This is a genomic window from Holdemania filiformis DSM 12042 (assembly GCF_000157995.1).
GTDB classification, from domain to species: Bacteria; Bacillota_I; Bacilli_A; order Erysipelotrichales; family Erysipelotrichaceae; genus Holdemania; species Holdemania filiformis.
In genome coordinates this window covers 356,866-370,223 of sequence record NZ_GG657557.1, presented here as the reverse complement: position 1 = coordinate 370,223, position 13,358 = coordinate 356,866, and the positions used below count along the sequence as shown (strand labels likewise).

Sequence of the window (13,358 nt, the reverse complement as noted above, 5' to 3'; positions counted from 1 at the left end):
ATAAACTATATTTACGCCGACTTAGCTCATCCGGTAGAGCAACGCACTCGTAACGCGTAGGTGGTAGGTTCAAGTCCTATAGTCGGCACCATGAGAATGTAATATCCCGTTGAGAAATTCAGCGGGATTTTTTTCATTCAAAGGGACGAAACTTGGATGCAGTAGAATTTACAAAGAAGCGTGAGGGCGCGGGAAATCCGATCGCTGGGTTTAGCCGGGAAACGGGTCACCCTTGTTCCACGAAGAATTGTTCACTGGCAGCGCTGGAAGGTCTGGTTACGCTGAATGCGGCAGTCTGGAACGCGAAATTTGCGGCCCCGGAGCACGATCCCGGCACTGACCTGCAGCTGCTCCAAGCAGATTACAGAAATACGATCTATCTTCTGAAATCCAACAGGATGATCTCGTTCAGCTATGATCAGCCGATTGCATTTACGGAAGCGAGCGTCAAGTCATCACTGCGATGTTTGATGAACAGAATCTGTTTAATCGCCGAAGCAGATCGAAAGTATGTTGTATCAAAGACTTGCGCGCGTAAACCGTCGACTCTCGATTCAAGTCCTGCGTCTGACTTTGCTTGTCGGAAATTTGGACAATAACAAGGAAGCAAGCCGCGGCCGGTTCCTAAAAAACACGGACGCAATGGCATAAACTGATGTATAATAAAGACAATCCATAACTCAGCACTTTTGAACCGACGACGGCATGACTGCGATCAGGAAAAACGGGCAGGAGTCTGAAAATGCCATCAGGGAAATCAAATTGAATAATGTGAAATAAGCCTGGAAACAGCGCATTTTTCTGTTGCTCTGATCCAGCATTCACGTCCGCGGATCATCAGGCAGGAACTTATGGAAAAGCCGGATACCGGCTAAGGAGGAAAGCATGGCGATCATTCAAGGCTTGGAATGGACCTTCAACACCGTTGCGGAAGAATATGACAAGTGGAGTCCCGAATATGTGCCGGAGTTGTATGCGGATTTGTTTGCTTATCAGCCATTGACTTCAGACAGCGAAGTTCTGGAAATTGGGATCGGCACCGGCCAGGCCACAACGCCGATATTAAAAACCGGCTGCCGCCTGACTGCGGTGGAGCTGGGCGATCAGCTGGCAGCGCTGACGCGGAAGAAATTCAGTGACTATCCTGATTTTACCGTTGTGACGAGTGCATTTCAGGATTATGAAAGTCCGGAGAATCGCTTCGATCTGATTTACTCCGCTGCGGCTTTTCATTGGATCCCAGAAGAAATCGGTTATCCGAAGGTGTATGCGTTGTTAAAACCGGGCGGTGTGTTCGCAAGGTTTGCCAAGCATGGAAATTATCGGCAAAGCAATGAAGCACTGTATGAAGAAATTCAGAAGGTTTACGCTCAATATATGGCGTATTCCGCACCAACGCCGCCGTTTACTGAAGCGGACGCGAAAAGAAGATCCGAGATCAGTCTGCGGTATGGCTTTGTGGATCAGAAAATCAGGATGTATTCAAGAAAGCGATCTTATTCAGCGCAGGATTATGTTTCACTGATCGCCACGCAGTCGGATCATATTATTTTAGACAAAGCGTTGAGAGCGGATTTCTACGCCGCAATTCAAAATAAGATCGAATGCTTCGGCGGCAGAATTGAGCTGGTCGATACGATCGATTTGGAATTAGCCCGGAAGCCATGAGCCCGGACAGAAAGGTTTTAACAGAACGTAAAAAAGTCAGAAGGGAGGAGTATAATGTCGCCAAAACATCATGAACAAGCCCTGCTTCTGCTTTGCTTTCTGCAGCAGCGGCAGCGAAAGATGGAGCTGGAACAAACGTTGGTTTTGGCAGAAGCCCAGGGCAGTCCGCTGGTGATCCTCCCGCGGCAGCATATTTTTTCTTGGAAGAAGAAACCGAAAGTCGACGTGCAGGCTGTGCGTCGGGAATTAAGTGAAATTGAAAGGCATCCGCTTTCCTTGTCGTCACAGGCATGCTTGGAGATTGCGGCACAGCTTTTGAAAGATGCGAAACAGTCGGAGGACCGATCAGCCCAGACCGGTGCAGAATTGATCGAACAGGCGCTGAAGCTGGAAGCCCTGGCGGAGGACTACGACGCTGTGATCTCGCAAAGCTATGATACGCGTGAGGCGGAGGGACAACGAGTTCCGTTTACCGGCTATGTCGGGTATGCTCCTAACGTTCAGATTCCCTACGATCTGCCAAGAATGCGCGAACTGGGCGAAGCGATGAAAAGCAGCTTGAAAGAAACGCAGCGCTTAGTGCATCAGTTGGCCTGGAGCCGGGAATGGGATGTTCAGCTTCTCTTAAAAGAAGAAGTGGAAGGCTTCAAGGATTTTCAACTAAACGCTGCCCGCTTCCACGCCCGGGCCCGCTCGGAAATGGAAACGGCGAGTCGGATCCGCAATGCCTTAATCCGCTTCCTGCCGCGATTTCTGGAAACTTTACTTGATGCTGAAAATCAGGACGAAAATCCCTGTTAATCGGTGTTGATTCCAGATCAGACAAGAAATGTGAACTTCCCAAAAGCATTGGAGAACGCTGAAATCCAATGCTTTTTTAATGTCAGCGTATCCTTGAAAAATATAAAAATTTCACAAAAAGGATTGACATCCGCTTCGGAATCCATAAAATAGATAAAGGTAGACGATCGTCTATAAAGGAGGAAAGAAGAAATGAAGAAATTAGTTGCCCTCGTTCTGGCGGCGATGCTGCTGACAACGGGGTGCTCAACCAAAGCGCCGGAAGCCGCCGGCGGCATGAAAGCGGGAACTTATAAAGCCTCGGCAGCCGGCTTCCACGGTGATATTACGCTGGAAGTCACGGTAGACGCGGAAAAGATCACGGATATCCAGGTGATCGAGCATTCAGAAACAGAAGGAATCGGCGCGGCAGCGTTACCGGAGTTGGTCACGAAGGTTCTGGACAGCCAGTCCATCGGCATCGACGGCGTATCCGGCGCGACGGTCACGTCGAATGGTTTTAAAGCAGCGATGGAAGATGCGTTAACCCAGGCAGGCGCGGATATGGATAAAATGACAAAGTCTGCCGAATCTTCTTCGGCGACAAAAGAAGAAGTGACGCTGGACGCAGATATCGTCGTCGTGGGCGGCGGGGCAGCCGGTCTGACCGCGGCCTTGTCTTCGCAGCAGAACGGCAACAACGTGATCCTGTTGGAAAAGACGGGCGTTGTCGGCGGCGCGAGCGCCATGGCAGGTGCAGGCACCATGGCCACCGGCAGCCAGTGGCAGAAGGAAGACGGTTTTGAGGATTCACCAGAACAGCTGAAAGCGGATATGCTGAAAAACGGTCATAATAACAATGATGAAGCGACGCTGGATATTTATGTCAATACGACCGGCGCGGCGTTCGACTGGCTGGTTTCCGAAGACGGCGCGAATGTTCCGTATGAAAGAGATGGCAAGCCAACCCGCAGTTATTCCGGCACCGGCCGCGGCGCAGGTGTGGTTTCCAGCTTAGCGGATACCTTTAAAACAGCGGGCGGCACCGTGATGACGAATACGCCGGCTACCGAGCTGATCGTGGACAACGGCGTAGTCAAGGGGGTAAAAGCCAGCGATGACGCGAAGAACTACACAATCAACGCTAAAGCGGTGATCCTGGCCACCGGCGGCTTCGGCGCTAACGATGCAATGGTTCCGGAAGCCTATAAGCAGTTTGTTTATGCCGGTCATGCGGGCGCAACGGGCGATGGTCTGAAGATGGCGGAAGCGGTGAACGCGGATACCTTCAACATGGAATTCGTCAATACGCAGCCAAACTCGATGATTCTGCCAAGCGGCTTAGGACAGTATTGCAACCCGGGTGTCGGTGCGGCTTATTCCGCTTCCGGAGCGTTCCTGGTCAATCAGGACGGCGTGCGTTTCGCAAACGAAAAGGGCAATGCCTGGGATCTGATGCAGGAAATGAAGAAGAACTCAACTCAGTATCTGATCATGGATCAGACATCCTTCGACGCTTTCAACAAGGGCATGACAGGATCGAAGATCTATTCGGATGAAGATGTTGAGAAGTGGCTGGCCAACGACGGCGAGGGCAATCCGTTCATGGTCAAAGCGGATTCGTTAGAAGATCTGGCGAAGAAGATGAACCTGCCGGAAGGCGCATTAACCGAAGCGGCGGCGAAGTTCAACGAAACGGCAGCCAAGGGTGAAAAAGATGAATTCGGCCGCGAACTGACCGCACCGTTAAGCGAAGAAGGTCCATATTACGCATTGCAACAGTATATCCGTTACTATGCGACGCTGGGCGGACTGCGCATCAACGACGGGATGCAGGTGCTGAACACGGAAAAGCAGCCGGTTGAAGGCTTATACGCAGCTGGTGAAGTTGTCGGCGGACTGGAAGGCGACGTCTACATGGGCGCTACGCTGTTCGGCTGGGCAGTAACCAGCGGATATAACGCAGGCAACGCCGCTTCCGCAGCGATTGCGAAATAAGTTACAGACTTCATAGATTTAATAAAAAAGCCATAACCAAGGTTTCTGATTTGTGTCAGCAGCCTGGTTGCGGCTTTTTTTATTCTTCTTGCAGCCTAAAGAGAATCCGTGGAAGCAGGATTTGAAATAGATCAGAATGTTCCGAGGCCGATCGAAAAAGATCAATGTGAAAACTCTATAATGAAACGATCGCAAAGTGAGGGAGACTTCCTTGAATAATTAAGGTTGGAAACAAGAGAAAATGTAGGATACTGAAATAGAAGATACAATACTGAAAGTCAATAAAATATAAGTATTATGAGTAAAGGCCTTGTTTATCGAGCCTGGTAAAAATCATCTTAAAAACTTCTGTCACTGATAAGATGGTTTGGGGTACATGGGAGAACTTTGCAAAGATCATCACGAATTAAATGATAGTGTTGATATAGTTGATCTTTCGGAGTTTGATACAATTCGTAAGGTTGAATCTTAGTTATATCTTCAAAAGTATAAAGTATGATATCGATTAAGAAAGAGCGATCATTTTCTGGAAGAACCATTTGTCTTAATCCCAATTTTACTTTTTCGATGTCAAAGTCCTTGATATTCTCTTTATTTATCCCAATATATATTGTTCTATCATTTTCAGAATGGAAATAGCGAATAGCTTGTTCTTTTGTAAGACCAGGATAATAAACTTCGCAAGAGTCAATTGTAGCATTCAAATCAGGTTTATACTGACCTCGACCAGTAAATTGAATCGTGTGAGTGAAAATATAAGGAAAAGGGAACATGGCATCTAATTTTGATTCCAAATATTCGTAAATTGATAAGTTTATGAAGAATTGGTTCAAGCTATTGCAAAAAAAATAAGGTGCAAGCTCTTTTCCTGTAATGGTTCCATAATCCTCGTCAAAAAGACTTTCTTCAATCGGGTAATACAAGGCATATTGTTCAGGAGATAATAAATAATCTAAGGAAATAATACCTTCATAAAATTGATGCTTTTTGTCGGTATACTCTAAATATAATTCTGAATTATAAGACGATTTTTTGAAGAATAAAGGTTGTATCGCATCATGATAATAGGATTTTATTGCATGATCGAAATAAGGTCTTAAGTCAACAAGTTTCTTAAGATCGTCTTCGGAACAGTTAAGACAAGGCACTTCATATACTGTTTGTAAATTGTCTGGTGAAATAGAGCTGCTTATAGTATCAGAAGGACTTGAAAAATCACAAGTGTTGATCATGATAATAAAAAGTAAAAAGACCGAAGCAGGGATAAGGATCAAAAGAATTCTTTTCATGGAAAACCCTCTTTTCTGATAACAATCTATACGATTCAAAAGAAAGCATCCGGAGAGATACCGGATTTAGAAATAAATTCAGGATCTATATCAATAAGTTATGACCTTAAAGATTCAGCTTTCGGATTCCTTATTTTTGTTATGCCTTTTCATCTTCCTCAGTTCTATTCTCATTTTTTTGCATAGAACGTAATAATAGAATTAGCTTCCATGACATTTCTTCTACCAAGAATAGAAAGATGATTCTAGTGCTTCATGTGCTTATTTCAAGGGTGTAAGGCAATCCATGAGAGAAACTATAAATTTCTATCCTTATGCTGCAATTGAGAGTTTTTGTGCTCAATATTGCTGATTCGTAAAATAGGAATCACGGGAACTAAGAGTTGAGCTTCTTATAGTCTTTTCTTTATAAGATCCAAATTCTTCTAAATTAGGCTCAATGATTGTATTGTTATCAACATAATCGATGAAACAGTGCTTTGTTTGAAATTGGTTTGGGAAAATTTTGATGATTCTTTCCATCATAATAATTTCATCTTTTTCATCAAAAGACTCTTCATGGACAACCAGTTTAACTTCATAAACCCCGGATCTATTTTTATCGATGTGCGAGGGGTTTAAGTTCTTTTTCTCACCGGAATCGCCAATCCGTCTTATAAAACATCCGATATCCGGGTACCCCGAAGTTATTTCCTGACAATAGGCGTAGGAAAGAATTTTGGATTGAATTGGAATCATATTTTCCTGTGTGCATTCAATAGGCGTGTTAGACAGAAAATCAAATAAGCTCCAGGTAGGATGATGCGTATAGTAATAATAAGGTATTTTGCCAATATCCGTATTCGTGTGTTTTTTATATGAACAAAGCGCGATGGGGAGAGTCTGATTGAAATAACAATCAGAGGGTTCATTGAAAGAATAAAGGATATTTTCAGAATTCCAATAATAATAAGTCATATAAATTCGAGGAACAGAGATAAATACGTTAAAAAGTGAAGTGAATATGATGAGAAGAATACATAAAAAGCGACAAAATTTATTGAGAATGAACATGAAATCACCTCTAAAAAATTATATCAGAAAAAGAAATGAATTAACAAAATATCGAAATGGATAAAATGCCTGCCTCGTTTTCTTCCTTTCTAAAATAAAGTTGGTAAAAGATGTAGGAAGAAATATCGATTCTATAAAAATGGAGATCCCATTCTTTACCAAAATAAGAAGTTGACATTCCGGGTCTACGATTATAGACTTAAGATAGATCAAAGAATATCCACAGAGAAACAGGGGGTGTTTTCATGACAAAGAAAAGTAAAATTCACATAGGAATGAGAAAGACGGGGATCTTCATCCTGATTTTAATTCTGATCGGCGGCTGCGCTTTCACCAATACCGGACACGAAGGTCTGGGGGAAAAGTCACAGCCTGATCCAGAGATGACGCCGACCCCCATTCCGGTGAATTCTGAGGTCAGCGGGAATTCGGCAGCCAAGGAAGAACGCCCGGTCATGACGGAGGCGGAAATCAACCGCATGGTATCGAAGCTTCCAGAGGATGGGATTTACTATGGCTCGGCTGATGGGCGCTGGGGTGAAATCGAAGTCGCAGTGACAATTGAAAATGGCCTGATCACGGCAATCGGAGTCGATCAATACGAAACCCCAGGCTTAGGTGATGACGCGTGTGATCGGATGGTCAAACGGATCATTGAATCGCAGACAACCGCAGTGGATACCCTCGGCGGTGCGACCATCAGTTCAGAAGCCGTAATTGAGGCGGTAAACCAGGCGCTGAACATGGAAGGAAAATAAGCAGAAACGAGGGTGTAGAAATGAATCAGTTCGCTATTATCGCGGCAGGTTTAGGCCTTGCCGGCTTCTTCGGGATCAAATCAAGAATCACACGCTCTGCCAATTCACAGGGAAAAGCGGCCTGTCGGATGTTCATGCTCAGCATCGCGATCTTCCTTTGTTTTTTGCCTTGTCTATTTTTAAAGCAGGTTTTCGGTCTGTGGATGCTGGGGATCGCGGTATCTTTCGTTTTCTATCTTCGCGATCGGATGAAGCTCCGGAAGATTCCGGTTCAATCGACAGCGCAATCCGATGTGTTTACCCTGAACACGCCGACAGCCTTTGCGGCGGGAGGCAATAATCCGCGGATTTACATGCCGGCCAAGATTCAGGACGATCAGCGCTGCTGGATTCTTGCGCATGAACGATATCACCTCCGGCATCATCATCTGTTTATAAAACAAGTTCTGGTTGTATTCCGGTTTGTGTTCTGGTTTAATCCCGGGGCCTGGCTGCTTTATCGTTTGGGGATTCAGCATTTGGAACAACGCTGCAATACTGCGGTTGAAAGCCAGCTGACGCTCGCTGAGAGAAACGCGTACCGCCGCCTTCAGCGCCAGCTTCATGCGCCGCAGAATCTTTGGACCATCGGCTTCAGCGATTCACCGCAGCCCTCCGGGACTCCTTCGGAAACGGAGAATGAAAACGCCGCAGGTGAAAAGCCGCGGAGCGATAAGAAGCTCATCATTCTGGCGGCTGTCGTTCTGCTTGGTTTCCTCTTGACCGGCGCGGCGGCGATGTCCTTCATCCTGGGAACACCCAAGAGCTTCGGCCATGACCAGGCAGCGCTGGAAAAACTGCTGGAAGCCAATCCGCGGGCGGGACGGGAAATCACGGTGCTGGCGAAACTGCCGGAAGCGTTGAACGCCTACGAATGCTCGCTGCTGCCGCTGAGCAATCGCCAGGAAATCATCGTGTTTTTAGATCAGGGCGGTCTGCCGCAGGCGCAGCTGGTCTATGATCTGGCGCGGGATCAACTGGTAAAGGCCTATCTGCCTGACGCGGACAGTGCGCTGAGTGAAGAATTGTGTCTGCAGGCAGCACAGATCGCCGGTCGTTTTTATGCTGATGAAAGAGTTTTAAAACAAGCCCGGGACAAAGCGCTGGAAACCTCCGGCGGCGAATTGATCGCGATCAACGAATGTCAGGCCTTTCCGGAATTTGAGCCTTTTCAGCTTCGCTATGGCCCTGTGGACGAACGTCAGTTCTACATTGAAATGGGACCAGATTACAAGCTTCTCTGGGATCGGCATAATTACCAGCTGGATTTAAAATCAGGGGCGTTCAGCCAGACTGCGATCAGCGATCAGCGGCTTGCGGAAATTGCGGCCCAGACGGCAGGCTTTTATGAACAGTCCGTCGATCAGACGCAGCTCTGTTATATCAGCGACGATCACACGATTCTCTGTCCTAATGATTATTATCGTATTCCTGAGGCGATCCCTTACGTCTATCCGGTTACGCAGCCGGAAATTCTCTCCGATTCGCTGGATTATGGTGTTCAGGGACTAGACATTGCGAGCCAGACAGGAAATCTGGAAGTGCTGGCAGCGGCCGCCGGCCGGGTTGTGAAAATTGGTCATAATGAGCCATGGGGAACGTATATGATTATCGATCACGGCCATCGCAAAACTTTCTATGGCGGATTAAGCGATGAAGTCTGGCTGGGAACGCGGCGGGAGGTGGAGCCGGGACAGGTCATCGGGTTTATGAAGGATGACGGCACGGCAGCGGCGCATGTGCATTTTGCCATGCTGGAAAACAATCATGCCGCTGCCGACAGCCGGCCTTATCTGGAATATTCGATGCTTCAGGCCAAGCATATCGAAGTGCCAATCCGTGTCAGCGCCACCTATGCGATTGACAAGACGCAATGGGAGGAAATTGAACAGGTGGTTAAAAAAAGCGACGCGTTCGAGGAATATATGCCGGGATTTACGCCGAAGGCAGAACATAACTATGGCTCGGTCATTTCGGAGATTATGATTACCGCGCAGCCGAACGATTTTTCCACCGTGACGATCGTTCAGAACGCTTCGACGGGGGAAGTAGAAGTCAGCCGGAGCTACTTATTTAAGGAAAAGATGGACGAAGTCCTTCCTGACGTACCGCTGGAATTGATCTTGAATGTCACAATTAAACAGGATGCAGGCAAGTCGTCGGTGGCGATCACGGCGAACGTCGATCTGAGCTATCATCTCTATTATGCGGAAGGGGTTTATAATCCTGAAAAACGAATTCTGATTCAAAATGACGTTACGATGAGTTATATGGATGCAAGCGAGGAGATGCGCAGCGCAGTCACGGCTCAGATCGAGGAACTGCTGGAAAAGACGCAGCGGATTGATGAAAAAGCGCTGGATCTCAGCGAGCAGATCATTCAGATCATCACGCAGGGACAAGCTGCGGCATGGGACCACAGTTCGCTATATGATGTGCTGGGACGCTGAGACGGGTTAGAAAAGCTGGAAAACAATGAAAAAGAAAACAAAAAGCATCAGGATCTTGATGATCCTGATCGCTGTGACTGGAACTCTGCTTCTGATCGATCACTTTGAACGAATGGATTTCACCCGGCCTCAACAGATTGAGCGCAGCATTCTGCGCAATTTATCCAGACAGTTTAAGCGCCGGTTTGTCATCCAGCAGATCACGTGCTCGGAACGAGGCTGCGATGGTTACGTCGCAGAGGAGGACTATCCGGATTATCCAATTTATTTCAGCTATCCCGGATACTTTTACCAGGATTATTTCTTCCATAATCAAGGCATGCGCGGCAACGTCGACACTGTGCGGGTGCAGCGTGTCCTTGAAACTTATTTTAAGAATGAGGGAGAAACCGCTATTTCCTCTGTGAATGTGAATTTACAAGGAGACGCTTCGCTGCTGGCTACGCTAGATGCGTTAGACCGGGATCCCACGATTGAAGAACTGAGTGAAATTCCATTTTTCATCCAGATCCGGCAGCCGGAATACACTGAACAATCATCGGGCTGGCCTCAATTTCCACGGCTTGTTCTTTCAATCGAGGATCCAGGTCAGGTGGAATCGGTAATGGAATTGCTGCGTTTTCAGTTCCCGAACTGGATCCTGCCGGACGAATAAACTTAAACTTTTTAGTTGAGGGATCAGCCGATATTTTTATCCCATGAATCTTTCCAGAATCCGGAATAAGAATAGAGTCGTTATCAGCTTTTCTTTCTTCCCCCTATGGGGAAAATGATGGATCAAAAAAACAGACAGGATTCCTTCACGATGTTCCTTCGGGTCAGACCAAGCTGACACTGTGGGAACAGATCGTTTTCTGCCAAGGAACATCGTCTGTTTTTTAATTTGGTAAATTCTTAGGCTTAAAGGAAGTCTGACCTTCAAAAGGTATAAAAGGAGATATCCACACTCCCCCTTCGCCATAACTCTAACGTTTCCGGGAAGTGTCGATTAACAGATCGTACAAGCTCGAGGTCGTCATCGAAGCCGCTTTGGCCAGCTTGGACGGCGGCAGCCGTAGCCAGCGTTCGCACAGCCATTGCAGCTGACGCCAGCTTTTTTCCAGCGGCGCGGCGCAGCGGTAATAGAAGAAGAAGCGGACATCCTGTTCGTCCCAAACCACAGATTTGTCGTTGATCCAGAAATAGATTTCACTTTTTTCTAACGCCGCTGTTTCCCCGCCGAGAAACGCGATGTGATTCGCGGTCGGAATGCGGTTGATTTTGGAAGCAGGATTGACCCGCCTTGCTAATGAGAACGGCATGTCATCCAGAACCTTGTTGAGTTCTTTTTTCTGACGTATCCGCGTCGTACCGGCAATGACTCTGAAGTTGCGGTTCAGCCAGTCGCGCAGCGGCGTGTACGGATCAAAGCTGGCTTCAGTGTATCTCTTTTGGGCATGGATCGGGAAGTAGAAAACATTTTCCGGCGGAATTCCAGGCAAATTCGGGATATCCGTCCAGATCAGATCAGAAGCGTTGCTGGACTGCTGAAACAACACGGTAAATTCTACCGGCTTGAACAGAAAGAGCGGAGCGGTGCCGGACAGCGTCGGAAAATGGGTATTGATCCGATCCAGCCATTTTTGCGCTGCCCCCAGCCCCTGGCGGGCGACAATCCAGACGGTAAACATCGGTTCAGTACTCAAAGGTTTAAGATAAGGAAGCAGACATTTAGCCGCCTGCTGCTTAAAGTCATAGGACAGCGGAGCATGGAAGCAGTCCTCAATACAGCGGGTCAGTTCCAGTGCCAGCCCCTCGCTTAAGGGATCGCAAAGCCAATCATTAACGATCAGGGGAAACGGCGGCATCGCAAACGCCCGACGGATATCCAGCTGGGTCAGCCAGCCGGACACGTTCTTCTGGAATGCTGGATTCTTGAGAAACTTGAAGGGATAACGCCGTGCCAGATGGTTGAGAACCGGCGCGGCAATCGTCGATGAAGCTGCGGCGGCTTCCACGATTGAAATGCTCAGATCCCGAAGCGCCGTCGTCAGGACTTCTAAAAAACGCCGGTTTTCTTCGGAATCGAGATAAACGGTTGGATCCAGCCGTTGAAATAAGGCGTCGACAAAAGCGGCCGCCTGGCGGTCACGCGGCATTTTCCATTGCTCGTCAGTCAGCGTCAGCCGCAGCTTTGGATCCCGCCGGCAATGACAGAGAATCAGCCCGGCGATTAAAGCCTGGCAGTCGGAATACGATAACGTCAGCGAAGGCACTGCTTTCAGACATTCTTGAATGATTGGCCATAAGGCGGAAACCGTTCGCTGCTCCCGCTGAAAATCGCCGGGCAGCACAGGAATCCGGTTCAGTCCCGCTTCCGGCTTGCTGGCGAGCAGCAGCGACTGCCAGATCAGGCAGTACCGTTTTTGCAATTCACTTCCGCGCACGGTAAAACGGACGTTCTCCCCTTCGTCTTCCGGCTGCAGCGCCAGTTCAAACGTGGCCAGCTGCGTCTTTGCGATCAGGATGATTTCCGGAAGCCAATCCTCTGAAATCTGGAATTCTTCAATCAGTCCCGGCCACGTCAACGACTTGGGCGAAGCGAGAATTCGGCATAAAAGCAACGCTGTCAGAATCCGCATGTCGCTTTGTTCATCCCACTGATACTGCTGCGCCAGGCGGTTGAAAAAGGTTTCGGCCAGCTGCGGTTCTACGACGATCAGCTGATATCCATGCCCCCGCTGGCCGGTAATCCGGCAGCCCGTGTCGGATTTCAGACTGGTGCTCAGAAAACCCAGCTCACGCCGGACAGTGTCGGCGGATAGTCCGCAAAGATCAGCCAGTTTATCACAGCTGACCGGTTTTTTATGTGTTTTTAAAGTTTTGAGAAGCTTGGCTTCCCGTTCTGTGATTTCCATAGTGATATCGTTGTCCTTCAACCTATATTATAAGGACGAACGAGAGGAAGGGCAACCCGGCAATCATGGGACGACGCTGGGAAAAGGTTGGGAAGTTCTTCGCTCAGGAAAAGCGGATCCCGGTTCATTCCTTTCCTCCGGCGGGAGATTGGGCGTTTTTGGGGAAATTTCAGCTGCGCCGGGTGTGATGAATTTGTTAAAGTTTTTCCGTGAATTGGAAATGGATATCCATCCTGAATTTTATCAGGCTGTGCCGGTCAGTGCTTCAGCATGCAAGCCAGAAAGATTCGATCAGGCGTACTTTCAGATTCGTGAAGGAGAAAAAATCACTTCCCGGGTGTTTTGCCATTTCTTTTTTATTAGCGGCCATCTCCGCGGATTCGCGTTTTCTTCAAAATTCAGCCAGGAACGCAAACGGGGTTAAAA

General features: G+C 47.7%; 10 protein-coding genes and 1 tRNA gene. 8 read left to right on the top strand and 3 right to left on the bottom strand.

All coding sequences use genetic code 11. From position 1 onward, the window contains the following. The first annotated feature begins 15 nt into the window (after positions 1-15). The 4 genes from HOLDEFILI_RS10645 to HOLDEFILI_RS10625 all read left to right on the top strand — a co-directional run bounded on the left by HOLDEFILI_RS10645 (position 16) and on the right by HOLDEFILI_RS10625 (position 4,446). A tRNA-Thr gene (locus HOLDEFILI_RS10645) sits at positions 16-91 on the top strand. Between the two features lie 794 nt (positions 92-885). Continuing rightward, positions 886-1,668 (top strand): class I SAM-dependent methyltransferase, encoded by a 783-nt coding sequence (locus HOLDEFILI_RS10635; RefSeq protein WP_006059676.1) that lies wholly within the window; start codon positions 886-888, stop codon positions 1,666-1,668. 54 nt (positions 1,669-1,722) lie between these two features. Beyond that, a complete protein-coding gene (locus HOLDEFILI_RS10630; protein ID WP_006059675.1) occupies positions 1,723-2,469 on the top strand; it encodes a hypothetical protein in 747 nt (248 codons plus the stop codon). Positions 2,470-2,661: 192 nt separating this feature from the next. Beyond that, positions 2,662-4,446, top strand: a complete 1,785-nt coding sequence (locus tag HOLDEFILI_RS10625) for an FAD-dependent oxidoreductase (protein ID WP_006059673.1) — start codon at positions 2,662-2,664, stop codon at positions 4,444-4,446. A 338-nt stretch (positions 4,447-4,784) separates the two neighbouring features. Here HOLDEFILI_RS10625 and HOLDEFILI_RS10620 read toward each other — a convergent pair whose 3' ends face one another. After that, a complete protein-coding gene (locus tag HOLDEFILI_RS10620; protein WP_006059671.1) occupies positions 4,785-5,735 on the bottom strand; it encodes a hypothetical protein in 951 nt (316 codons plus the stop codon). 339 nt (positions 5,736-6,074) lie between these two features. Further along, positions 6,075-6,788, bottom strand: coding sequence for a hypothetical protein (locus HOLDEFILI_RS10615; protein ID WP_039864687.1), 714 nt, complete (start codon positions 6,786-6,788; stop codon positions 6,075-6,077). A gap of 245 nt (positions 6,789-7,033) precedes the next feature. Between HOLDEFILI_RS10615 and HOLDEFILI_RS18455 the strand changes: the two genes are divergently transcribed. The 3 genes from HOLDEFILI_RS18455 to HOLDEFILI_RS10600 are packed head-to-tail and all read left to right on the top strand — an operon-like array spanning position 7,034 to position 10,690. Beyond that, positions 7,034-7,546: an FMN-binding protein gene (locus tag HOLDEFILI_RS18455; RefSeq protein WP_006059668.1), complete on the top strand. Its 513-nt coding sequence runs from the start codon at positions 7,034-7,036 to the stop codon at positions 7,544-7,546. Between the two features lie 20 nt (positions 7,547-7,566). After that, on the top strand, positions 7,567-10,035 hold the full coding sequence (locus tag HOLDEFILI_RS10605) for a M56 family metallopeptidase (RefSeq protein ID WP_006059667.1): 2,469 nt from the start codon (positions 7,567-7,569) through the stop codon (positions 10,033-10,035). 25 nt (positions 10,036-10,060) lie between these two features. Further along, the gene (locus HOLDEFILI_RS10600; protein ID WP_006059666.1) at positions 10,061-10,690 is read left to right on the top strand and encodes a hypothetical protein; all 630 of its coding nucleotides are present in this window, start codon (positions 10,061-10,063) and stop codon (positions 10,688-10,690) included. A gap of 310 nt (positions 10,691-11,000) precedes the next feature. Here the strand turns inward: HOLDEFILI_RS10600 and HOLDEFILI_RS10590 are convergent, their stop codons facing one another. Continuing rightward, on the bottom strand, positions 11,001-12,932 hold the full coding sequence (locus tag HOLDEFILI_RS10590; protein WP_006059664.1) for an HTH domain-containing protein: 1,932 nt from the start codon (positions 12,930-12,932) through the stop codon (positions 11,001-11,003). Between HOLDEFILI_RS10590 and HOLDEFILI_RS19305 the strand changes: the two genes are divergently transcribed. Continuing rightward, a complete protein-coding gene (locus HOLDEFILI_RS19305; RefSeq protein WP_006059663.1) occupies positions 12,922-13,356 on the top strand; it encodes a hypothetical protein in 435 nt (144 codons plus the stop codon). The genes HOLDEFILI_RS10590 and HOLDEFILI_RS19305 overlap by 11 nt on opposite strands. Positions 13,357-13,358: the final 2 nt, after the last annotated feature.